At 68.5% G+C, this 21,113-nt stretch carries 23 protein-coding genes; 17 read left to right on the top strand and 6 right to left on the bottom strand.

Translation table 11 applies throughout. The annotated features are described in order from the left end of the window. Positions 1–64: 64 nt before the first annotated feature. The 7 genes from ST3T6A_RS21780 (at position 65) to ST3T6A_RS20785 (ending at position 5,357) form a co-directional block, all read left to right on the top strand. Positions 65–205 carry a hypothetical protein gene (locus tag ST3T6A_RS21780; RefSeq protein WP_019832172.1) on the top strand — a complete coding sequence of 47 codons (141 nt, stop codon included), beginning with the start codon at positions 65–67 and terminating at the stop codon, positions 203–205. Next, complete coding sequence (locus ST3T6A_RS0106860) at positions 198–1,544, top strand: putative O-glycosylation ligase, exosortase A system-associated (RefSeq protein ID WP_019832171.1); 1,347 nt, start codon at positions 198–200, stop codon at positions 1,542–1,544. The genes ST3T6A_RS21780 and ST3T6A_RS0106860 overlap by 8 nt, the downstream gene beginning before the upstream one ends. Then, positions 1,541–2,632: an acyltransferase family protein gene (locus tag ST3T6A_RS0106855; protein ID WP_019832170.1), complete on the top strand. Its 1,092-nt coding sequence runs from the start codon at positions 1,541–1,543 to the stop codon at positions 2,630–2,632. Before ST3T6A_RS0106860 ends, ST3T6A_RS0106855 begins: the two co-directional genes overlap by 4 nt. A gap of 81 nt (positions 2,633–2,713) precedes the next feature. Beyond that, on the top strand, positions 2,714–3,907 hold the full coding sequence (locus ST3T6A_RS19535) for a mechanosensitive ion channel family protein (protein WP_019832169.1): 1,194 nt from the start codon (positions 2,714–2,716) through the stop codon (positions 3,905–3,907). Next, the gene (locus tag ST3T6A_RS0106845; protein WP_019832168.1) at positions 3,904–4,188 is read left to right on the top strand and encodes an HNH endonuclease; all 285 of its coding nucleotides are present in this window, start codon (positions 3,904–3,906) and stop codon (positions 4,186–4,188) included. Before ST3T6A_RS19535 ends, ST3T6A_RS0106845 begins: the two co-directional genes overlap by 4 nt. Positions 4,189–4,290: 102 nt before the next feature. Next, positions 4,291–4,698: a hypothetical protein gene (locus ST3T6A_RS0106840; RefSeq protein ID WP_019832167.1), complete on the top strand. Its 408-nt coding sequence runs from the start codon at positions 4,291–4,293 to the stop codon at positions 4,696–4,698. A 77-nt stretch (positions 4,699–4,775) separates the two neighbouring features. Further along, entirely contained in the window at positions 4,776–5,357 is a 582-nt protein-coding gene (locus ST3T6A_RS20785) for a hypothetical protein (RefSeq protein WP_157602532.1), read from the top strand. 297 nt (positions 5,358–5,654) lie between these two features. On the opposite strand, the gene dgcA is transcribed toward ST3T6A_RS20785, so the two are convergent. The 3 genes from dgcA to ST3T6A_RS0106815 are packed head-to-tail and all read right to left on the bottom strand — an operon-like array spanning position 5,655 to position 9,449. Continuing rightward, entirely contained in the window at positions 5,655–6,650 is a 996-nt protein-coding gene (gene dgcA, locus ST3T6A_RS0106825; RefSeq protein WP_019832164.1) for an N-acetyl-D-Glu racemase DgcA, read from the bottom strand. 14 nt (positions 6,651–6,664) lie between these two features. Next, a complete protein-coding gene (locus tag ST3T6A_RS19525; RefSeq protein WP_019832163.1) occupies positions 6,665–8,239 on the bottom strand; it encodes a hypothetical protein in 1,575 nt (524 codons plus the stop codon). Beyond that, complete coding sequence (locus ST3T6A_RS0106815; protein ID WP_019832162.1) at positions 8,229–9,449, bottom strand: polyhydroxyalkanoate depolymerase; 1,221 nt, start codon at positions 9,447–9,449, stop codon at positions 8,229–8,231. The genes ST3T6A_RS19525 and ST3T6A_RS0106815 overlap by 11 nt, the downstream gene beginning before the upstream one ends. A 194-nt stretch (positions 9,450–9,643) precedes the next feature. Here ST3T6A_RS0106815 and ST3T6A_RS0106810 point away from each other — a divergent pair, with 194 nt between their 5' ends. Further along, positions 9,644–11,425, top strand: coding sequence for an ABC transporter transmembrane domain-containing protein (locus ST3T6A_RS0106810; RefSeq protein WP_019832161.1), 1,782 nt, complete (start codon positions 9,644–9,646; stop codon positions 11,423–11,425). A gap of 4 nt (positions 11,426–11,429) precedes the next feature. On the opposite strand, the gene ST3T6A_RS0106805 is transcribed toward ST3T6A_RS0106810, so the two are convergent. Both ST3T6A_RS0106805 and ST3T6A_RS0106800 read right to left on the bottom strand, forming a co-directional pair. Beyond that, complete coding sequence (locus ST3T6A_RS0106805) at positions 11,430–12,002, bottom strand: suppressor of fused domain protein (RefSeq protein WP_019832160.1); 573 nt, start codon at positions 12,000–12,002, stop codon at positions 11,430–11,432. Between the two features lie 44 nt (positions 12,003–12,046). Beyond that, positions 12,047–13,378, bottom strand: a complete 1,332-nt coding sequence (locus ST3T6A_RS0106800) for a dihydroorotase (RefSeq protein WP_019832159.1) — start codon at positions 13,376–13,378, stop codon at positions 12,047–12,049. An 83-nt stretch (positions 13,379–13,461) separates the two neighbouring features. On the opposite strand from ST3T6A_RS0106800, the gene ygfZ reads away from it, so the two are divergent. Then, positions 13,462–14,229: a CAF17-like 4Fe-4S cluster assembly/insertion protein YgfZ gene (gene ygfZ, locus ST3T6A_RS0106795; protein WP_019832158.1), complete on the top strand. Its 768-nt coding sequence runs from the start codon at positions 13,462–13,464 to the stop codon at positions 14,227–14,229. Beyond that, positions 14,226–14,519, top strand: a complete 294-nt coding sequence (locus ST3T6A_RS0106790) for a hypothetical protein (RefSeq protein ID WP_019832157.1) — start codon at positions 14,226–14,228, stop codon at positions 14,517–14,519. The genes ygfZ and ST3T6A_RS0106790 overlap by 4 nt, the downstream gene beginning before the upstream one ends. Here ST3T6A_RS0106790 and ST3T6A_RS21430 read toward each other — a convergent pair. Further along, positions 14,516–14,659, bottom strand: a complete 144-nt coding sequence (locus tag ST3T6A_RS21430) for a hypothetical protein (RefSeq protein ID WP_019832156.1) — start codon at positions 14,657–14,659, stop codon at positions 14,516–14,518. The two genes, ST3T6A_RS0106790 and ST3T6A_RS21430, sit on opposite strands and share 4 nt — an antisense overlap. Between ST3T6A_RS21430 and ST3T6A_RS0106780 the strand changes: the two genes are divergently transcribed. The 7 genes from ST3T6A_RS0106780 to ST3T6A_RS0106750 all read left to right on the top strand — a co-directional run bounded on the left by ST3T6A_RS0106780 (position 14,658) and on the right by ST3T6A_RS0106750 (position 21,101). Then, positions 14,658–15,158, top strand: a complete 501-nt coding sequence (locus tag ST3T6A_RS0106780; RefSeq protein ID WP_235785747.1) for a cupin domain-containing protein — start codon at positions 14,658–14,660, stop codon at positions 15,156–15,158. The genes ST3T6A_RS21430 and ST3T6A_RS0106780 overlap by 2 nt on opposite strands. 111 nt (positions 15,159–15,269) lie before the next feature. After that, entirely contained in the window at positions 15,270–15,698 is a 429-nt protein-coding gene (locus ST3T6A_RS0106775; RefSeq protein WP_019832154.1) for a hypothetical protein, read from the top strand. Between the two features lie 316 nt (positions 15,699–16,014). Continuing rightward, positions 16,015–16,773 (top strand): hypothetical protein, encoded by a 759-nt coding sequence (locus ST3T6A_RS0106770; protein ID WP_157602529.1) that lies wholly within the window; start codon positions 16,015–16,017, stop codon positions 16,771–16,773. 178 nt (positions 16,774–16,951) lie between these two features. Beyond that, a complete protein-coding gene (locus tag ST3T6A_RS0106765; RefSeq protein ID WP_019832152.1) occupies positions 16,952–17,521 on the top strand; it encodes a hypothetical protein in 570 nt (189 codons plus the stop codon). 90 nt (positions 17,522–17,611) lie between these two features. Then, entirely contained in the window at positions 17,612–18,085 is a 474-nt protein-coding gene (locus tag ST3T6A_RS0106760) for a hypothetical protein (protein WP_019832151.1), read from the top strand. Positions 18,086–18,099: 14 nt separating this feature from the next. Further along, positions 18,100–20,754 (top strand): TcfC E-set like domain-containing protein, encoded by a 2,655-nt coding sequence (locus ST3T6A_RS0106755; RefSeq protein ID WP_019832150.1) that lies wholly within the window; start codon positions 18,100–18,102, stop codon positions 20,752–20,754. Continuing rightward, positions 20,751–21,101: a hypothetical protein gene (locus ST3T6A_RS0106750; RefSeq protein WP_157602526.1), complete on the top strand. Its 351-nt coding sequence runs from the start codon at positions 20,751–20,753 to the stop codon at positions 21,099–21,101. Before ST3T6A_RS0106755 ends, ST3T6A_RS0106750 begins: the two co-directional genes overlap by 4 nt. Positions 21,102–21,113 lie beyond the last annotated feature (12 nt).

Genomic DNA, 21,113 nt, shown 5'->3' with positions numbered 1-21,113 from the left:
GGATGGAGCCGATCATGGACAGCGACATGGTTGCGCGACAGAGGCGGAAGGGGACGGTGACGCGATGATCGATCTCTTCTCGCTCGGGCTGACGCATGTGCTGATGGCGCTCGCCGCGTGGCGGCTGGTGCGCCGCGCCGATCTCGACCGGGACGACGCCGTCGAGACGCCCCGCGCCGCCTGGGGGCGCCGGCCCGATGCATGATCTCTTCTTCGTCGCCTTCCTCGCCGGGCTGATCGCGCTGGGCTTCCGGCGGCCTTTCCTGTTCGTGCTGGGCTATGCCTATGTCGACATCGTCTCGCCGCAGCGGCTTTCCTATTATCTGCTGAACGCGGTGCCGGTGTCGCTGATCTTCTTCGTGCTGGCGGTCGGCGGCTGGCTGGTGATGGACGACAAGAAGGACACGCGCGTCTCCGTCCGCCAGATCATCCTGATCGTGCTGCTGGCATGGTGCGCCTACACCACCCTGACCGCCGACTTCCCGGCCGCCGCGCTCGGCAAGTGGGACTGGGTGTGGAAGGCGCTGATCTTCGCGATCTTCCTGCCCTTCACGCTGCGGACGCGGCTGCGCATCGAGGCGCTGCTGCTGTTCATGGTGCTGTCGGCCGCCTCAATCATCATCGTCGGCGGGATCAAGACGATCTTCTCGGGCGGCGGCTATGGCGTGCTGAACCTCGGCCTCGACGACAATTCGGGCCTCTATGAGGGCTCGACCATCTCGACGGTGGCCATCGCCATCATCCCCACCATCCTGTTCCTCGCCAAATATGGCACGATCTTCCCGGCGGACTGGCGGGTGAAGCTGTTCACCGCCGCTTTGGTCTTCGCCTGCCTGCTGATCCCGATCGGCACCTCGACGCGCACCGGGCTCATCTGCATCGGCCTCGTCGCGATCATGATCCTGCGCGATTCCCAGAAGCGGATGCTCTACATGGCGGGGATGGCGCTGGCCGTCGTCGTCGCGATCCCGCTGCTGCCGGCGAGCTACACCCAGCGGATGCAGACCATCCAGGGCTATCAGGCCGACGAATCCGCCTCCACCCGCCTCGCCGTTTGGGCGTGGACGTGGAGCTATGTGCAGGATCATCCGGGCGGCGGCGGTTTCAACGCCTATCTCCAGAACCATCTCACGATCCGGCTGAAGGGGCCGGGCGTGGGCGGCGCGGGCGCGCCCAACGCGGTCGAGTATGACAAGGCGCGTGCCTATCACTCGGCCTATTTCGAAATGCTGGGCGAGCAAGGCTTCTTCGGCCTCGGCCTGTGGGCGATGCTCCAGATCGCGGGGCTGCTGCGCATGGAGATGCTGCGCCGCCGCTTCCGCAAGGCGACCGACCCGAATGAGGCATGGATCGCGCCGCTCGCCACCGCGCTCCAGCACGGGCACGTCATCTATCTGGTCGGCGCGCTGTTCATCGCGATCGCCTTCCAGCCCTTCATCTACATGCTGCTCGCCGCCGAGATCGGGCTCGATTCCTATGTCCGCCGCACCCGGCCGAAGAACCGGCCGCAACCCATGCCGGGCGCGGCGGCAGTGGCGGCATGAGGCGGCCTGAACTCAACCCGCTCACCTCGGTGCGCGGGCTCTTCGCCTGGGCGGTGGTGCTCTACCATCTCCGCCTCGCCTGCCGGGGCTGGCTGGAGCCGGGCGTCGTCGCCGTGCTCGCCAAGGGCTATCTGGCGGTGGATTTCTTCTTCCTGCTCTCGGGCTTCGTGATCTGGCTCAACTATGGCGAGCGGCTGGGCAAGCGCGGCGCGGGCGTGGATTTCCTCGTCCGCCGGATCGCGCGGGTGTGGCCGCTCCATGCTGTCATGCTGGCCTTCGCCGCCGCGATGGCGGTGCTGTTGCTCGCGACCGGCAGGCCCGCGCCGCGCTTCCCGTTCGCGGTGCTGCCGATCCACCTCGCGATGATGCAGGACTGGGGCTTCACCGACGCGCTGATGTGGAACGACCCCGCCTGGTCGATCAGTTGCGAGTGGGCCGCCTATCTGCTCACCCCGCTGGCCGCGCTGCTGCTCCCCGCGCGGCGCCAGCCGACGGCGGTGCTGATGGTCGCCGCCATGCTGCCGCTGCTGGCGCTGCACCTGTTGCTCGCCCATGCCGGGGCGGTGACGCTGGGTTTCGACATCAGCCGCTTCGGGCCGGTGCGCTGCCTCACGGAGTTCTCCTGCGGGGCGGTGCTCTCCGCGCTGTGGCGGCGCTGGCGGCGGGATGCGCTGGTCGAGGCAAGCTGCTGGATCGCCGGCGCCACCGCACTCCTCGGCTGGTGGGCAGGCGTGGCGGAGACGCTGGCGGTGCCCTTCGCCTTCGCCAGCCTCCTCCTCGCGCTCGCGATCGGGGCGGAACGGCCGCGCAACCTGCTGACGGGCCGCGCGATCCACTTCCTCGGCGAGATCAGCTACGCGACCTACCTGTCGCACTTCCTGCTGTTCTTCGCCTTCAAGCTCGCTTTTGTGCGCGACGCGGGCAACGTACCGCCCGCGCAGGCGGCGACCTATCTCGCGCTGGTGCTGGTGGCGTCGGTGGCGCTCTACACGCTGGTCGAGCGGCCGGCGCAGCGCGCGATCCTCCGCCGCTGGGCGAGCCGCGCCCGGCGCGACGAGGCGATGCTCGCGCCCGTCCAGCCGGGCTGATCCCCACCCTTCCCGCTTCGCCGTCACCGGAACGACAGGCCCTTCGATCGCGTTGGCCCGGTCACGGTGGAGAGGAGTTTCATGGCCAACACCCAGACCAGCCTGCCGACCCATGTGTTCACACCGCCCGCCGATCTGGTCGGGCAAGGACGGCTGCTTGCCAACGAGACGCTGGCGTGGCTTGCCGCCAATTCGCTGCGCATCCTGATCGCGGTCGCGGCCGCCGCGCTGATCGTGGCGGTGCTGCTCGGCGTGAAGCAGCTCGCCCAGCGCCTGTGCCGCGAGCATGACGCGCTGATCGGCTGGCGCACCATCATCGGGCGGGTCGCGGCGCGGACGAGCTTCTGGTTCCTCGTGATCGTCGCCGCCCGACTGGTCGACGGCTATGCCGATGCGCCGCCGCTGCTCGACAAGACCATCGCCTTCCTCTTCACGGTCGGCCTCACCTTCCAGGCGGCGCTCTGGGTGCGCGAGCTGGCGCTCGGCTTCGTCGAGCATCGCGCGGGGATGACCGATCAGGATCATGGCTCGCTCGCCTCCGCGCTCGGCATCATCCGCTTCCTGGTGAGCTTCACGCTCTTCTCGATCGCGCTGGTGCTGGTGCTGGGCAATCTCGGCGTCAACGTGACGGGGCTGGTGGCCGGCCTCGGCGTCGGCGGCATCGCCATCGGTCTCGCGGCGCAGGGCATCTTCAAGGATCTGTTCGCGGCGCTGTCGATCATCTTCGACCGGCCCTTCCGCAAGGGCGACTCGATCAAGTGGAACAACATCTCCGGCACGATCGAGCGCATCGGCCTCAAGACCACGCACATCCGCGCCACGACGGGCGAGCTGGTGGTGGTGAGCAACGCCGACCTGCTGGCCAAGGAGGTCTACAACCTCGCCCAGCTCAACCGCCGCCGGATGATCGAGAAGATCGCGCTCGCCTATCGCACCAGCGATGCCGACGCCCGCCTCGCGATCGACCTGATGCGCGACGTGGTGGACGCGACCGAGGCCTGCCAGCTCGTCCGCGTCGGGTTGATGGCGATGGACAAGGAAGGCTTGCAGTATGAGCTGCAATTCGACGTGATGTCCGCCAATTACAATGAGGTGATCGCGAAGCGGAGCGAGGTGAACCTCGCCATCCTCCGGCGTTTCCGCGAGGCGGGGATCGCCTTCGCCGATCCCAACGGCAAGCCGCAGGACATCCCCGCGGCGCCCGAGGAGCCCCGTCGCCCGCCCGCGCCACGCGTGAAGGAGCCCGCCGCAAGCGACACCGAGGAGGCACCTTGATCGGAGCGGCCGCGCCGGAACGCTGCGCGCTCTGCGATCGTCCGCTGGGCGCGCGGATCGAGTGGCACCATGTCGTGCCGAAAAGCGAGGGCGGCCGCGAGACGGTGCCGCTCCACCCGATCTGCCACCGCGCGATCCACCGGGTGGCGAGCAACAAGGAACTGGCGCGGCGTTACGGGACGCTGGAGGCGCTGAGGGCGGTGCCGGAGATGGCGCGCTTCCTCGCGTGGATCGCGAACAAGCCGGCGGATTTCCATGCGCCTACTTATGGGGCGCGGTGATGGGTGGTGGAAGCAGCACCCCATAGAAGACCGAATGCCAGCCGCCATCGCATCGCAGCCGCGGTCGTTGCGCCTTGGCCGGGTTCTTGGCATCCCTCGAAGATGCTCAAGGGGTTCGCACAATCTGTCGTGACGGGAGCGCTTGCCGCCGCCGTCGTGCCTATCGTTTTTCTCGCGATCTTGACGATCGGCCAACCGATGAGCGCTTCGGACTTCCGAACTGTGACCACTATCCTCTTTTGCATTCTGGCAGTTTCATTCGGGACCGTGTTGTCGTCCGCGCTCACCTTAGGTCTTGCGACGACTTACCTATTGCGAGCAATCGGCCGGGAAAATCTCCCCGCCTACATGTGCGCAGGCGCTGCGGGAGGGGCCGCTATTCCCCTGATCGTCGGTTATCTGATCGGCGGGAAACTGGGCGCCTTTTCTCTCCTGGGCATTTTCGGCGGCGCCCTCACGGGACGGGCGTGGTGGCTTTCCTATCGGCGATACATTGCCGAGGACTGTTAACATCCCAAGTTGGTCATACCGCGCAGCGAGGTGAGCACCTGATAGCGGACGGTGCAGCTATGTGGCTAAATGTCGTCATGCTCTACGTCGTCGGAGGTTGTAGCCGGAGCGGCAAATCGATGCTGGCGGAGCGCATGCGCTCTCGGCACGGCATCCCCTGGTTCACGTTGGATGCCTTGAAGATGGGCCTTCATCTAGGCGCGCCCTCGCTGGAGGTGCTGCCCGCCGCCGACGACCTTGTGACCGCAGACCAGATGTGGCCGATCATCGAGCCCATCCTCGACCATGCCATTTTCGATGGGCGAGATTATCTGGTGGAGGGAGTGAACCTTCGGCCCCGAATAGTGGCGCGGTTCATACAAGAGACTGATGAGCCAGTGAGGGCCTGCTTCCTTGGCTATCCTGAAGCGAGTATCGAGCAGAAGGCGCTGGACGTGGCGCATCATATCGGGCCGCCGACCGATTGGCTTCATCGTACCGGGAGCGATAACGTTCACCGATATCTCGAAGTGAGCCGGCTGCTGAGCCGCAAGCTGCGCGATGAATGCGCATGCGTCGGCATCCCGTTCGTTGATACCGGAACCGACTTCCATGCTGGGATTGCGGCTGCCGAGCACGCCCTTCTTGGCCCGCTGGAACAAACACTCGGCCTGCTGTGACGCCCGCAGAACAATGTCTGCTAACCACCTAAATCCACCGTCCTCCGAAGTCCGCCCCATTCAGCCGCCTCGGCGGAGTCTCCGTTGACGCCGCGCGGAATAAGCCACCCATAACGTCGAAGCCAGCGCCACGAAGGCGACGCCCAAGCCCGGCGCGATCTGCCCCACTCCGAAGCCCGTCAATGCGATAGCAACCGCGACGGCCAGATGCACCCGGATCGCAAACACCCGACCTCCTCCCCGACAGCTCGAAGGCAGGCTAGGCCGAGCCGTCTCAGGCGTCCATCGGAGATCGCCTCAGCCCCATAAACCCGCCCCCGCGTTCAGCATCTTGCCCTTGTCGAAGGTGAAGCCGTCCGGCCGGTCGCGGGCCAGCAGCAGCGGGCCGTCGAGGTCCACCCACTCCGCTCCCTGCGCCGCGAGGAAGGCGGGCGCCACGCCGAGCGACGTCGACAACATGCAGCCGACCATCAGCTTCAGCCCCGCCGCCCGCGCCTCGCGGGACAGGAGCAGCGCCTCGGTGAGGCCGCCCGCCTTGTCGAGCTTGATGTTCACCGCCTGATAGCGGCCGACGCAGCGCGCGAGATCGCTGCGGTCCTGGCAGGACTCGTCGGCGCACAAGGGAATGGGCGAGAGGACGTTGTCGAGCAGATGATCCTCGCCCGCCTTGACCGGCTGCTCGATCAGCTCGACGCCGAAGGGGACGAGCGCCGCCGCCTCGGCCGCCACGTCGCGGCCGGTCCAGGCCTCGTTGGCGTCGACCACCAGCCGCGCCGAGGGCGCCCCCCGCCGCACGGCGGCGACGCGCTCGATATCGCCCTCGCCAGCCAGCTTGAGCTTGAGCAGCGGATAGCGGCCGGCCGCGGCGCGGGCATCGGCCTCCATCTTCTCGGGCTCGCCGAGCGAGATGGTGAAGGCGGTGGTGACGGGCCTGGGCTCCTCCAGCCCGGCGAGGCGCCACACCGGCAACCCGCAGCGGCGCGAGTCGAGATCCCACAGAGCCGCGTCCACCGCGTTGCGGGCAGCGCCCCGCGGCAACAGCGAGAGCAGGTCCGCCCGTGTCGCGCCCTGGCAGATCGGGTCGACGACGCTCAGGATCTGATCCCGCACACTCTCGGCGCTTTCGCCATGATAATAGATGGCGGTCGCCTCGCCGCGCCCGCGCCACTCGCCCTCGGCCAGCGTGGCGACGACCACGTCCACCTCGGTCTTGGCGCCGCGCGCAATCACGAATGCGCCGGCCACCGGCCAGCGCTCGATGCGCGCGGCGAGCCGCGTGCAATGGTCGGCCATGCCGTCTTTCTCCTTCAGGTCGTGGCGGCTGCGCTCTGGACCCCGGTGGGCGCGGGCAGCGCGCGCGGGGCCGTGGCAGGCCAGTAGGTCTTGGGCAGGATGCGCGCCGCGCGATCGAACGACGCCTTCACGTCTGTCCGCTGGAGCAGCCGCGCCCACAAGGCGCGCAACCGCGAAGCCGGATGCGGGAGCAGCGCCCCTTCCGGCTGGAACTGATCGGCGAGGCGGTCGGCGCCCTCGTGCGTGGCGAGCGTGGCGACGGCGATCGCGGCCGCCTCCTCGTCGCGCCCGGCGCAGAGCAGGCCTTCCACCGCCGCCGCCTGATTGTCGGCGGCCGAGGCCTTGAGCGCGTCGGCGGCGACCTTCTCCTCGGCGGAGCGCTGGAGCCCGGCGAGCGCGCACACTTCGTTGCGGCGCAGCCAGTTCAGGCCATAGGCCGAGAAATAATGGGCGTTGTGCTGCGTGCCGGTGCGGGCGATCGCCAGTTCCTCATCGTAGCGGCCGTCCTCGTGCAGCATCTCGGCCAGCGTGATGAGCGCGCTCGCGGCCTCGGGCGTGGTGGCGAGGTCGGCGGCGGCGAAGGGGCGGAGCCGCGCCAGCGCCTGATCGCGATGCCCGTCGGCGGCCATCGCCTCGGCGTCGGTGAGGACAATGCCGACCTGCTGCTCGGTCATGCCGGGCGCGATCTTCGTCGGCCCGGCGGTCACCCCGACATCCTCGTAACGGCGCAGGAAGAGGAAGGCACGCGCCGCGTCCAGCGTCGCCTGCTGGTCCTGCGGGGCGCCGGCATAGGTGTCGAGCGCGGAGCGGGCGAAGCGGTCGATGGCGGCACCGCCGGCCGGCCCCATGCGGGTCTCCACATCGGGCCACAGCGAGGCATAGCGACGCTGGATCGCCATCTCCCAGAGATAATTGGGCCGATGGACGCGGCCGAGCAACTGGCGCGCATCGTCGACGGCGTCGCGGTCGAGCAGCGTGCCAATCCCGTCCGCCGCCAGCGCCTCGGGCAGCGCCGGCTCGTCGCTCGGCTCCCAGTCCGCGAGCGCGAGGGCCAGCGAAACACGGTCGCGCCGCTGATAGTCGCCCACCATGGTCAGCTTCTGGGCGAGCGCACGCCACAGCTCGCCCGGCATCATCGAGAGCGCGCGCGAGCGGGCGTCGGCGATGGCGGCGAGACCATCGGCGGCCTCGGCATAATGGCCGGCATCCGCATCGACGAACACCTGGAAGCCCTGCACCAGAGGATTGTCCGGCGCCTGCGCGCGCAACTCCGCCAGCGCCGGCGCAACGTCGCGCTGGCGGCCGGCCTCGGCAAGGCAGGGCAGCCGCAGGAGCTGGGCGGAGAAGCGCGTGGGCGTTCCCTTGCCCTCCTCCTTCGCCACCATGGGATCGAGCAGCGCCAGCACGCCATGGCAGTCATGCGCCCGCGCACGCTCGAGCGCGCGGGCGACGATCGCCCCGTCGTCCGACCGCATGTGCGGAGAGGCCACCGGATTGCGAGGGACGGCCGCGCCGCCTGGCCCCGCCAGCAGCGCGCCGAGCGCGACGCCGAGGGTCAGGAGGCGGAAGCGGCCTGTCTCAGCGCTCATGCCCCGCGATCCACTCCTCGAGCACCGGCGCGATCTCCTCGCGCCAGCGGCGGCCGTTGAAGATGCCGTAATGACCCACTTTCTTGGCCATCAGGTAACGCTTCTCGGTTTCCGGGAGATTCTTGGCGATGGTCAGCGCCGCCTTGGTCTGGCCGATGCCGGAGATGTCGTCGCGCTCACCCTCGATCGCCAGCAGCGCGGTGTGGGTGATCGCGCCCGGATCGACCGTGCGCCCGCGATGCTTGAGCTGGCCCTTGGGCAGCTTGTGCTTCTGGAACACGTCCTCGATCGTCTGGATGTAGAACTCCTCAGTCATGTCGCAGACCGAGCGATATTCCTCGTAGAAGGCCTTGGTGGAATCGGCCGTCTCGTCGTCGCCTTCGACCAGATGCTGGAACATCCGGTAATGGCTCATCAGATGGTTGCCGAGGTTCATCGCCATGAAGCCGGCGAGCTGGAGGAAGCCCGGATACACCTTCCGCCCCGCGCCCGGATAGTAGAAGGGCACGGTGGCGATCACGTTCTGCTCGAACCAGGCAAGCGGGCGCTGGGTGGCGACGGTGTTCACCGCGGTCGGCGCCTTGCGGGTGTCGATCGGGCCGCCCATCATCGTCAGCGTCGCGGGCGCCGCCGGATTGCCGTCGGCGTTCATCAGGCAGGCGGCGGCATAGGCCGGCACCGAGGGCTGGCACACCGCCAGCACATGCGTGTTCGGGCCGATGAACTCCAGAAATTCAACAAGATAATCAATATAATCGTCGAGGTCGAAATGCCCCTCGTCGAGCGAGACGAGCTTCGCGTCGCGCCAGTCGGTGATGTAGACGTCGTGACGGGGCAGCATCCGCTCCACCGTGCCGCGCAGCAGCGTGGCGAAGTGACCCGACATCGGCGCCACGATCAGCAGCTTGGGGCCGCCCTTCACGCCGGCGCGCACGAAGCGCTTGAGCTGGCCGAACGGCTTGCGGAGGACGATCTCCTCTGTGACCGCTACCTCTTTCCCGTCAACCAGGGTGGTCGTGAAGCCGAAATCGGGCTTCCCGCGCGGCTGCGAGGCGTGCGCGAAGACGTCGAGCCCGGAAGCGATCATCGGGCCGAAACCGGTGTGCGACAGGGGGTTAGCAGGATTTTGCAGCCATTCCGCGCTCAGATTCGCCATCAGGCTCGCGCCGGAAAGCCAGGAACGCTGCAATTCATAGGCGTCGTACAGCAATTCTATCTCCCGTTGCGGCGAACATGCCGCATGGAACCGGTCACAAAGTTCTGCCCTTCTACCCGAAACTATCCCCAACGCTGTTGCAAAATAGGAATGCAGGAAGGAGGTTTCTACAGTCCTACCGAACGATCCTCATTTCCTTCCGCAACCGCGCATTGAGCCGAACTGGTCAGAATGCTAGTCGAGCCGCCATGGCTCGATCCGCCCCCGAAAGCGCCCCTCGCGAGCGGCGTCTTGGCAACCTCCGGCTCGTCTGGGCGCACGCCCTTCGCTATCCGGGTCACATCCTCGCCGCCTTCGCGGCGCTGTGCGTCTCCTCGGCGGCGACGCTCGGGATACCTTACGGGTTCAAGCGGATCATCGATCGCGGCTTCTCGGCGGGCGTCGACCCGCACGGGCTGGCGACATCCTTCCATTATCTGCTGATGATCGTGCTGGTGCTGGCGATCGCCACCGCCTGCCGCTTCTGGTTCGTGTCGTGGCTGGGCGAGCGCGTGGTGGCGGACATCCGCACCGAGGTGCAGGCCAATCTGCTCACGCTGGCGCCGCGATTCTTCGAGGAGAACCGCCCCTCCGAGATCGCCTCGCGACTCACCTCCGACACCACGCTGATCGAGCAGGTGGTGGGCACCACCGTCTCCGTGGCGCTGCGCAATATCTTCACGATGATCGGCGGGGTCACCTATCTCTTCATCCTCGCGCCCAAGCTCGCGGGGATGATGCTGCTCGGCATTCCGCTGGTGCTCTTGCCGCTGATCCTGCTCGGGCGGCGGGTGCGGGGCTTCTCGCGCTCCTCGCAGGACCGGATCGCGGCGGTCGGCGCGATCGCCACCGAGGTGCTGGGCGCGATGAAGATCGTGCAGGCCTTCGGGCAGGAGGCGCGCGAAGCGGGCCGCTTCCGCCAGGCGGTCGAGAGCGTCTTCTCCACCGCCAAGCGCCGCATCGCCTTCCGCGCCGCGATGACCGCGCTGGTGATCGGCCTCGTCTTCGGCGCGATCACGCTCGTGCTGTGGGAAGGCGCGCTGGACGTGGCCGCGGGCCGCATGTCCGGCGGCGCGATCGCGGCCTTCGTGCTGACCGGCGGCCTCGTCGCAGGCGCGTTCGGGGCGCTCGCCGAGGTCTATGGCGATCTGCTGCGCGGCGCGGGCGCGGCGAGCCGGCTGGGCGAGCTGCTCGCCGAGCGGCCCGAGATCCGCGCGCCGGCCCATCCCCGCGCGCTGCCGGCGGAGGCGGCCGGGCGACTCCAGTTCGAGAATGTCACCTTCCGCTACCCGACGCGCCCCGAAATGGCGGCGCTTGAGAATTTCACGCTCGACATCCCCGCCGGCGAGACGGTCGCCGTGGTCGGCCCGTCGGGCGCGGGCAAGTCGACGCTGATCCAGCTCGCCCAGCGCTTCTACGATCCGCAGGGCGGCCGCGTGCTGCTCGACGGCGTGCCGCTGCCCGAGGCGGATCCGGCCGAGATTCGCACCCGCATCGCCATGGTGCCGCAGGAGATGGTGATCTTCGCAGCGTCCGCGCGCGACAATCTGCGCTATGGCCGCTGGGACGCGGACGACGAGGATCTCTGGACCGCCGCCGAGGCCGCCAATGCCGCCGATTTCCTGAAGAGCCTTCCGCAGGGGCTGGACACCTTCCTCGGCGAGGGCGGCGCGCGCCTGTCCGGCGGCCAGCGCCAGCGCCTCGCCATCGCCCGCGCGCTGCTGCGCGACGCGCCGCTGCTGTTGCTCGACGAGGCCACCTCCGCGCTCGACGCCGAGAGCGAGCGGCTGGTGCAGGACGCGCTCGAACGGCTGATGGCGGGCCGCACCACCATGGTGATCGCCCACCGCCTCGCCACCGTGCGCAAGGCGGACCGGATCGTCGTCATGGAGAATGGCCGCATCGTCGAGCAGGGCACGCACGACGAGCTGTTCGCGGGCTCCGGCCTCTACGCGCGGCTCGCCAAGCTCCAGTTCGAGACGGCGGGCTGAGGGCTCACACTACCGAGGGGCGAGCGAGGTCCAGCACGTTCGCCTTCTTCTCCGCGAGCAGGTCCTCGAGCGCGACCGCACCCTCCGTTTCGGCGAAGATGCGCTCGGCCTCGGTGATGGGGATCGCCATCAGCCAGCCGGTGGTGCGCTCCTCCGTCTCGATGTCGCGCGGGCCTTCGCCCCACAGATGGGGGCGGGTGAAGAAGACATGCTCCAGCGCGGCGGAGAGGTTGTAGAGCCGCATCACGCCGGGATGGATCGCACCCCGCCTGAGCCGCCAGCCCTGCCGCACCGCGGACACCGCGCACGACGCCAACATGCTCGGAAAATCCTCCGCCGCGCTCGGATAGGCGCCGACGATCTCCAGACGCAGACCCATCTCGTCATAGCCAAGATCGTGCGCGGAAAGCGTCGTCGTGCCGGCGGAGTGGAAGCCCGGCGCGGGGCAATCGGCGAAGGTGGCGACATCGATGCCGAGATCGCCCGCCTCCTCTCGATAGGCGTGGATCACCGGCGCGGCACCGAAGCTGTCCGCCAGTTCCTGCGCCGCCGCGCGGGCCGCTTCCGTCACTGCCATCGTTACGCTCCCCCAACACTCCCGCCGGGGAGCGTAGCGGGGGTTCAGGCCGGGCGGTAGGTCTCCTGAAAGCGCACCGGGCGGCCATGCGCCTCGTTGGCGAGGGTCGCCTCCCACATCACGCGGTGGCCGCGCACGATCGTGCCGACCGGCTGGCCGGTGAGCGTCATCCCCGTGAAGGGCGACCAGCCGCAGCGCGAGGCGAGCCATTCGTCCTCGACCGTCCACTGCTTCTTGAGGTCGACGATGGTGAAGTCCGCGTCGTAGCCGGGCGCGATGCGGCCCTTGTTGACGAGGTTGAAGATGCGCTGCGGGCCGGATGCGGTGAGGTCGATCAGCCGCTGCATGGTGAGCCTCCCCTTCGCCACATGGTCAAGCATCAGCGGCAGCAGCGTCTGCACGCCGGGCATACCCGAGGGCGAGGCGGGATAGGCCTGCGCCTTCTCGTCCTTCGTATGCGGCGCATGGTCCGAGCCAAGCACGTCCGGAACGCCCTGATTGACCCAATGCCACAAGCCATCCCGGTGCGCGCCCGAACGGATCGGCGGGTTCATCTGGGCATAGGTGCCGAGCGTCGGATAGGCTTCCTCGCCCGCCAGCGTGAGATGTTGGGGCGTCACCTCGCAGGTGGCGATGTCCTTGTTCTGGCCCAGAAACTCCAGCTCGGCGGGCGTGGTGACATGGAGGACGTGGATGCGCCGCCCCGCCTCGCGCGCCAGCTTCACGATACGGCGAGTGGCGAGCATCGCGCTCTCGTCGTCGCGCCACACCGGATGCGAGGAAGGATCGCCCGCCACGCGCAGATGGGCGCGCTCCTGCATCCGCGTCTCGTCCTCGGCGTGGATCGCGACACGGCGGCGGCCATGCGCCAGCACGCGCGCCAGTTCCTTGTCGTCCGAGACGAGCAGGTCGCCGGTGGAGGCTCCCATGAACACCTTGATGCCCGCCGCGCCGGGCAGCATCTCCAGCTCGCCCAGCTCTGCGGCATTGGCCGCCGTCGCGCCGACATAGAAGGCGTGATCGCACCACATGCGGTCCCTCGCGCGCTTCAGCTTGTCGTTGAGCGCATCGGCCGAGTCGGTGTTCGGCTTGGTGTTGGGCATCTCGAACACGGCCGTCACGCCGCCCAGCACCGCGGCGCGGCTGCCCGACTCGAGATCCTCCTTGTGATCGAGACCCGGCTCGCGGAAATGGACCTGGCTGTCGATCACCCCCGGCATCACCGTGAGCCCGGTGCAGTCGATCGTCTCGCCCGCGTCGCCCTGGGCACCGATCTCGACGATCTTCCCGTCCCGCACGCCCACCGACGTCTCGACCGGGCCGGAGGGCGTCCAGACGGTGCCGTTCTTGAGGATCAGGTCATAGGTGGCGGGCATGGGCCAAACTCCGTTCGGGGAGGCATTCTTCGCGACACTGCATATGGGTTTGCTTGTGCGTCGCGCCCTCCTACCTTGGGAGCATGAGCACCGCCACCCTTCTCGCCTCGCGCGCTGTCCTCCGCCTCTCCGGTCCGGAGGTGCGCGACTTCCTGCAAGGCCTCGTCACCAACGACACGCGCGTGCTCGCCGAGGGACGGCCGGTCTGGGCCGCGCTGCTGACCGCGCAGGGCAAGGCGCAGTGGGATTTCATCCTCTGGCCCGACGGCGAGGATGTGCTGATCGACTGCGAGGCGGATCAGGCGGATGCGCTGGCCAGGCGGCTCACCCTCTATCGCCTTCGCCGCCCGATCACGATCGCGCGGGACGAGACGGTGGGCGTCCACTGGTCGGCGGAGGGAACGGGCGATCCCCGCCTTCCCGCGCTCGGCCGGCGCTGGCTGGGTGCACCCGAGGGCGAGCCGGCGGAAGGCGCATGGCTGACCCACCGCCTGCTCCTCGGCGTGCCCGAAGGCGTGGCCGAGCTGGGCGCCGACAAGACGCTGTGGCTGGAGGCGAACGCCATCGAGCTGCACGGCGTCTCCTTCACCAAGGGCTGCTATGTGGGGCAGGAGAACACCGCGCGGATGAACTGGCGGCAGAAGGTCAACCGCCGGCTGATCGTGGTGGAGGTCGATGCCGATCCGGGCGAGGCGGCACGGGCTTATTATCCGGCGCTGGGTCTCGCGGTGGCGCAGGTGCGCGTCGAGCAGCTCCGCACCGGCGGGCCGGTGAAGCTCGGGGCGATTGAGGCCCGCCCGCTCCGCCCCGACTGGCTGGAGGCCGCCATCGCCGAGGAAGAGACCGCATGAGCGATCCCATCCACAGCCGCCCGCCGAGCCGCTCGGCCGCGCTGGGCGGCGTGGGCGTGATCTTCGTCACCGGCATCTTCGCCATCGTCGCGGCGGGCGCGGTGCTGCTGCTCGCGCAGAGCTATGGCTTCCACATGGAGGCGATCGACTGGGTGCTGCTCGGTCTCGTGCTGGCGCTGACGATCGGGGGCGGCCTCGCGCTCGCCCGCTTCATCCGCGCCAACCCGCAAGCCATCGGCGAGGCGCGCTTCGACACCTCGCACCCGGACGACCCGACCGAACGCGACTAGGCCAGCTCCATCTGCGCGAAGGCGGCGGCGATGCTGGCGCGGCAGTTGTCGCCTGCCGGGAGGCCTGCCAGATTGTCCCCCCTGGCCCGGCGCACCGACGCCGGCACCTTTTGCCGCCCTAGTGGGAGAGATGCGATCATGACATTTGTTCGAGCCGGAGCGCGCGTGGCCCTCGCCGGCCTGATGATGGCGACGGGCGCGCTGGCGGCTTCCCCTGCGTCGGCCGCCGACCCCACCAGCTTCGCCACCTCCGCCGAGGTGCAGGCGCAGGTCGCCGCGATGGACAAGGCGATGAAGCCCGGGCAGGGCTTCTCCTGGGCGCCGCTTGTCCATGATGGCGACACGGCCGCCGGGCTGGAGATCTGGAAGAAGCCCGGCAAGCCGGCGGTCCACCCCACCGACGGCGAATATACGATCGTCATCGCGGGCGCGGGGACGCTGGTATCCGGCGGCACGCTGGTCGACGCGAGCGTCACCAAGCCGGGCCTCACCGAAGGCAGCCGGATCGAAGGCGGCACCACGCGCGCGCTCGCGCCGGGCGATGTCGTGCTGATCCCGGCGGGCACGCCGCACTGGTTCGGCATCACCGGCAAGCGGCTCGTCCTGCTCGGCATCAAGCTGCCCGCTCCGACGAGGTAAGCCGCAGGAATGTTGAACGGAGAATCGAAGTAAACGCTTTTTTAACCAGCCACGACAATCAAGTCTTGGAGGCTGCGCCTTATTCCGCCCTCATCTGAGGAGGTACGGCTGGTGAAATCTGCGACCCTGATCTGCGCCATGCTCGGCCTGGCGACATTCTCCGCCCCCGCGTTCGCCGCCGACGGCGAACTGGGCTTCGCGTCCTCGGGCACCGCCACGGTGACGGTCATCATCCCGCCGATCCAGGCCGGGATCGCCGCCACCGAGGAAGGCGCGGTCGGCCTCTGGACGCTCCAACCGGGCGCGGCCGGGCTGATGGTGCGCATCCCCGATCAGGTGGCGCTGGGAGGCAATTCCAGCCTCGACGTGTTCCGCGCCAACGGCAACGTCTTCGACGTCAGCCTGCCGGCGAGCGCGGGCTTCCATCTCCAACCCGCGCTCCAGAGCGAGAACAGGGGCCTCACCCGCCAGAATTACACGCTGTCGAGCGACGGCGTCGCCCGGCACGATCCGTTGCAGGTGATGATCCGGGGCATCTGACGCCCGCCCTGCGCGAGGCGGCGTTTACCATTCCTGTCAAGTATCTTCGTCCACATCGGAGGGCGGGAGCCGCGTTGGCTCACCGCTCCGACCGGCGTTGCGCCCGCCTCCCGACCGCCCCGGCGAGCGGCTGACATCTTTCTGAAAACCCTCGCCGAATTTCCCCCGACTCGCGCCGATTGCTCCGGAATCGGCCGGAGGCGGCCTCACCCCCATGTCCAGATATGGCACAGCCGACACGGGGACTGCTTTGACTCCCCAAGGGCGTCATCTACCTACCGCCTCAGCGTTAAGGGGTAACGCTTTTGGGGGATGTATGGCGTCTCGTTCATGGTTCACATGCGCGGTGCTGTTGCTGGCGGGGATGGCGATGCCGGCCCGCGCGCAGCTCGCGGTCGACCGCCTCTGGGTGGATTTCGAGCCGCGGTCCACGCCCCGCGCGGACGTCATCGTCCGTAACGAGAGCAAGGACCGTTACTATATCACGGTCACGCCCTCCGAGATCGTCAATCCCGGCACCGACAAGGAGCAGCGCGTCGAGCAAGCCGATCCCGAGAAGCTCGGCCTGCTCGTCACCCCCAATCGCCTGATCCTCGATCCGGGCGCGATCCGCTCGATCCGCATCGTCTCGCTCAACGCCGATCTGAAGAGCGACCGCATCTATCGCGTGAAGATCTCCCCCGAAGTCGGCGACATCGATACGCCGGCGGCGGGCGACAATCATGCGGTGGCGATCAAGATCCTCGCCGCCTACGACGTGCTCGTCACCGCCCGTCCCCGCAACGCCAAGGCGCAGCTCGTGACGACGCGGGGAACGGACAGCCTCGTCATCCGCAACGACGGCAACACCAACATCCTGCTGTTCGACGGGCAGCTCTGCCCGCCGGGCGCCGACGACAAGGCGGCCCCCGACGCCAAGCCGGTCGACGGCAAGCCCGCCTGCGAGGGCGTCGGCTCCCACCGCATCTATCCGGGCGCAAGCTGGGATCTCAAGACCCAGACGGCGGCCGACAGCCTTCACGCCAAGGCGCGCTCCTTCGCGTCGATCGATCCGAAGACCGTCACTTTCCCCTGATTTCCCGCGCGGCCCCCGCATCGAGGCCCTCCCCTGTCGGGCGGGCCGGGGACGCGCCAGTAACCGTGTAGCGTCCGCTTAAATGCGAAAGGCCGATGCCGCCACAGCATCGACCCTTCGTCGAACATGCCCTTCGAAAAGCCTGTTTCCGAAATCCTACCGACTGGGAGGTTAATACATGTCTAAGCTTCTCCGCGCGCTCGTCGCGGTTTCCGCGCTGGCCGCCGCGCCGGCGTTCGCCGCCACCGACGGCAATCTCGACACGTCGAGCAGCCAGGGCACGGTGGACTTCACCACCGTCATCCCGCAGATGGTCCGCATCTCGGGCCTGACCGACATGACGCTCAACGTCACGCCAGCCGCGCTGCAGAACAAGTATTTCAGCCGCCAGGACGCCGAGAGCCAGTTCTGCGTCTATTCGAACGTGGGCGCCGACGGCGGCTACACGATGAAGGTCGACGGCGATGCCGGCAAGGACCACCCGTTCCGCCTCACCGGCCCGAGCACGCTCGACTACAACGTGTGGGTCTCCGACGACGTCAGCAACTCGTTCAAGAACTACACCTGGCCCGGCAATGTCGTGACCGGCTACAAGACCACCTCGGGTGGCAAGGCCCGTCCGACCGACCTGAACTGCTCGGGCGGCAAGGACGCGCTGGTCCATGTCGGCGTCGACAACAAGGACATCTTCGCGGCTGTCGCGGGCACCTACAAGGGCACGCTGAAGATCACCGTCGCGGTGAACTAAGTCCTGGGCGCGGCGGCCTCCCCGCGGGGCCGCCGCAACCTTTTCCGGGGGCAGATTTCCATGCATCGAACGGCTCTTTTCGGGCTCGCTATGATCGCGGTTTGCGGACAGGCGGCCGACGCGCGCGCGCCGCTGGGCGCACCGTCGATGGCGCCGCTGCCGTCGCCCGCGCACGCGCCGATGGCCAGCCTCCGGGTCTATGGCCCGAGCCAGCGCGACGTCTGGCAGGGGCGTGGCGATGCCCGGCAGTCGGTCGATCTGTGCGTCGTCAGCACGACGGGCCGCTTCCGCCTCCGGATCACCAGCCAGAGCGGCGGCGCGCTGATCAACCACAAGAGCCGCATCCACTACACGCTGAGCTTCCGGGACGGCGCGGGCGCGGCGCATGACGTGGACGTGTCCGATCAGGCGCTGGTCATGATCGAAGGCAGCGCCCCCAGCGCTGCCGACTGCACCCATGGCCCCAATTCGACGCTCTCGCTCAGCGCCACGCAGGCCGATCTGCTGAAGGGGCCGGCCGGCGAATATTTCGACAGGCTCCGCCTCGTGGCCGATCCGCTTTGAAGGATAGCCGATCGGTGAAGCCTGTTCCGTCGCATTCCGTTTCCCCGCGCGCGCTCCGCCGCTCGCTGCTGATCGCGGGCGTGGCGCTGCCCGCGCTCGCCGCCCATGCCGCCGAGGCCGCGAGCCCCGCGCGTGGGCCGATGGTGGCCGTGCTCGGCCAGACCGACCGCGCGCAGATGAACACCCAGCCCAAGGATCTGCAATTGCAGACCAAGGCGCCCGCCGGCTTCGAGGATATCGGCACGAAGGTCTCCACCCTCTTCGACCTGAGCTTCCAGGGCCGCCATATCGGTTCATTCAGCGCCACCTACGACAATGGCAGCTTCCAGTTCGCCGACCCCGCGCGGGTCGCGGCGGCGATCGGTGGGGATGTCGACGTCGACAAGGTGAAGGCGCTCCTCTCACAGCCGCTGCCGGGCAACGAACAATATCGCTGCCGCCCCGGCGACCTCGCCACGGCGACCTGCGGGGCGCTGCCGGTCGGCCAGTCGGGCGTGGTGGTGACGCCGGAGAATTTCTCCGTCTCGCTCTTCCTCGCCCGCGACTATTTCCACCTGATCGTGCCGACCGCGCGCGTGCTGGGGCCGCCGGTCTCCGGCCCCTCGCTGATCCAGGGCGCGCGCATGTCGGTGGCGGCGGAGAGCGGGCAGGTGCGCTATGGCGGCACCTTCGACACGCTGGCCAGCATCGGCCGCACCGCGCTCGTCGCGCAGACGGTGCTGAGCGACGATCAGGGCTTCCGCGCGCAGGAACTCTACGCCCAGCGCATCTGGTCGGACCGGCGCGTCGCGGCTGGCCTGTTGCAGGATCTCAACCTGCTGACCTTCACCAGCTACCGCATCGCAGGCGCGGAGTTCGGCAGCTTCTATGGCACCTATCTGGACAGCGCCAACGATCTCGCCTCGCCGCTCCAGGTCGTGCTGCCGCAGCGCGCGCAGGTGGAGGTGTATCGCGACAATGTGCTGATCTTCACGGGCCAGTACAGCGCGGGCCTCGCCACGATCGACACGCGCTCCTTTCCGAACGGATCGTACAACGTCCACATCGTCGCGCGCGACGGCGGCAGCGTCATCCTCGACGAGAACCGCAACTACACCAAGCTCGCCGGCCTGCCGCCGCCGGGCAAGATCGCCTTCGACATCCGCGTCGGCGAGCGCACCTCCGACAATTTCGAGGATGACGGCCTCGGCAGCACGCCGTCCCATCCCTTCTTCCCCCGGCTGACCGGCGAGTTCGCGGCCACCGCCTCCGCCCAGACGCGGGTCGGGCACTCCTTCGCGGTGGGCGAGAAGGTGCTGGCGTTCAATTCCGACATCTATGCCGAAACCTCGCTGGAGGTGTTCCGCGGAAAGATGCAGGCGGTGATCGCTGGCGGCGTGGGTTCGCACGGCACCTATTCGGGGCTGGTGAGCGGCACGCTGACCTTCGAGAAGACCTCGTTCAACATCTCGGCGCGCAGCACGCACACCGACCGCACGCTGCTCGACGATGCCGGCGGGTTCGACCTCAAGAAATACCGGCCTTTCTTCCGCAACGAGGATTCGATCTTCGTCTCCGCGCAGCGCAAGCTGTTCGGCGGCACGCTATCGCTGAGCGGCGGCTACACCCGCTCGCAGGACCTGCCCAACCGCTACACCTACAGCGCGCAATATACCCGCCCGATCGTGCTCCCGCTGGTCGGCACGGCGCTGATGACGATGCAGGGCAGCGTGTCCGACATCGATCGCCGGGTGAGCATCGGCTTCTCCTTCTACCGCCAGGTGGACCGCCGCACGACCGCCGCGTTCAACATGGGCGGCGAGGTGGCGCATGGCGACGACGGCTCGCTGCGCAGCGGCTTCTCGCCGGTCGCGCTCGGCACGCTCACGCGCACGCAGCAGATCGGCGCGACCGACGTGACGGCGCAGGTCGGCGGATCGACCGATGCGGACAGCGACCGCCTGTTCGGCACCGCGCGCGCCGAGGCGGCGCTCGGCGAGGTGGACGCCACCGCGCAGTATCAGCATCAGGCGAACGGCGGCGGCGACACGTCGGTGCTGCTCAACGCCCAGTCCGGCTTCGTGATCGGCGGCGGATCGGTGAAGCTCGGCCTGCGCAATCCGTCTGACGCGATCGTGCTGCTCGACATCAAGAGCGACAAGGGCACCGGCGCCTCCACCCCGGATGCGGCCGCTCCGCCCGCCGATCGCCATGGCGATCCGGTGGTGTCCGAGGGCGGCTATCGCGTCACGGTCGACGACCGGCCGGGCGAGTTCGTGCGCGCGGGCCAGCGGATCGCGGTCGGCCTGCCGTCGCTCGCCTCCTACCAGATCGGCCTCAAGCCCGAGAACGCGCCGCCCTTCGACATCGACGCCGCGACGCGCACCGTGCCGCTCTATCCGGGCAACGTCGCGCGGCTGGAGTTCAAGGCGCGCGAGATCGTCAGCCTGTTCGGGCAGGCGGTGGACGCGCATGGCAAGCCCATCGCCAATGCACGGGTGGAGGCCGGCACCGACTTCGCCATCGCCGACGACCATGGCTATTTTACCGTCACCGCGCCGCGCGGCGAGGCCATGACGGTGAAGACGCCGTCCGGCGGCGCCTGCCTCAACAAGCGGATCGACGATGTGATCGGCAAGGAGCAGTACGGCCTGATCTATCGCGTCGGCGCGGTCGCCTGCAACCAGTGACCGGGCCTGCCCCCGGCCAGCGCGCCATGCGCTTTGAGGGGCAGGAGTTTCGCGGCCAGACGCTCCTGCTGGACGGCAATGAGTTCGTCCGCTGCACGATTATCGGCTGCCTGCTCCGCTATAGCGGGACGACGGAGATCCATCTCAGCGAATGCCGCATGGGCGGCAACGAGTTCAGCTATGACGGCCATGCCGCCAACACCGTGCGGGCGCTGCAGGCGCTGGCGCGTTCGGGCGGCGGCGGGCTCGATCATGTGATGCGGCTGTTCCTCGCCGGTGCGCCGGTGGACTGGCACCGGCTGGCGGAGATCGCCCGCCTCCCCACCCTACCGGACGAACCGCGCTGAACCTTTCCCCCC

The organism is Sphingomonas sp. PR090111-T3T-6A (assembly GCF_000383095.1).
Lineage (GTDB): Bacteria > Pseudomonadota > Alphaproteobacteria > Sphingomonadales > Sphingomonadaceae > Solisphingomonas.
The sequence above is the reverse complement of the archived record's forward strand: the minus strand, read 5'-3'. Positions and strand labels throughout refer to the sequence as shown.

Coding starts and splice junctions, on each gene's coding strand:
- ST3T6A_RS0106765 (WP_019832152.1), top strand. CDS start 16,952: ATGTCTAAGCTTCTCCGCGCGCTCGTCGCGGTTTCCGCGCTGGCCGCC.
- ST3T6A_RS0106800 (WP_019832159.1), bottom strand. CDS start 13,378: ATGCCCGCCACCTATGACCTGATCCTCAAGAACGGCACCGTCTGGACG.
- ST3T6A_RS21430 (WP_019832156.1), bottom strand. CDS start 14,659: ATGATCGCATCTCTCCCACTAGGGCGGCAAAAGGTGCCGGCGTCGGTG.
- ST3T6A_RS0106760 (WP_019832151.1), top strand. CDS start 17,612: ATGATCGCGGTTTGCGGACAGGCGGCCGACGCGCGCGCGCCGCTGGGC.
- ygfZ (WP_019832158.1), top strand. CDS start 13,462: ATGAGCACCGCCACCCTTCTCGCCTCGCGCGCTGTCCTCCGCCTCTCC.
- ST3T6A_RS0106770 (WP_157602529.1), top strand. CDS start 16,015: ATGGCGTCTCGTTCATGGTTCACATGCGCGGTGCTGTTGCTGGCGGGG.
- ST3T6A_RS0106810 (WP_019832161.1), top strand. CDS start 9,644: ATGGCTCGATCCGCCCCCGAAAGCGCCCCTCGCGAGCGGCGTCTTGGC.
- ST3T6A_RS0106855 (WP_019832170.1), top strand. CDS start 1,541: ATGAGGCGGCCTGAACTCAACCCGCTCACCTCGGTGCGCGGGCTCTTC.
- ST3T6A_RS21780 (WP_019832172.1), top strand. CDS start 65: ATGATCGATCTCTTCTCGCTCGGGCTGACGCATGTGCTGATGGCGCTC.
- ST3T6A_RS19535 (WP_019832169.1), top strand. CDS start 2,714: ATGGCCAACACCCAGACCAGCCTGCCGACCCATGTGTTCACACCGCCC.
- ST3T6A_RS0106805 (WP_019832160.1), bottom strand. CDS start 12,002: ATGGCAGTGACGGAAGCGGCCCGCGCGGCGGCGCAGGAACTGGCGGAC.
- ST3T6A_RS0106840 (WP_019832167.1), top strand. CDS start 4,291: ATGCTCAAGGGGTTCGCACAATCTGTCGTGACGGGAGCGCTTGCCGCC.
- ST3T6A_RS19525 (WP_019832163.1), bottom strand. CDS start 8,239: ATGAGCGCTGAGACAGGCCGCTTCCGCCTCCTGACCCTCGGCGTCGCG.
- dgcA (WP_019832164.1), bottom strand. CDS start 6,650: ATGGCCGACCATTGCACGCGGCTCGCCGCGCGCATCGAGCGCTGGCCG.
- ST3T6A_RS20785 (WP_157602532.1), top strand. CDS start 4,776: ATGCTCTACGTCGTCGGAGGTTGTAGCCGGAGCGGCAAATCGATGCTG.
- ST3T6A_RS0106790 (WP_019832157.1), top strand. CDS start 14,226: ATGAGCGATCCCATCCACAGCCGCCCGCCGAGCCGCTCGGCCGCGCTG.
- ST3T6A_RS0106860 (WP_019832171.1), top strand. CDS start 198: ATGCATGATCTCTTCTTCGTCGCCTTCCTCGCCGGGCTGATCGCGCTG.
- ST3T6A_RS0106780 (WP_235785747.1), top strand. CDS start 14,658: ATGACATTTGTTCGAGCCGGAGCGCGCGTGGCCCTCGCCGGCCTGATG.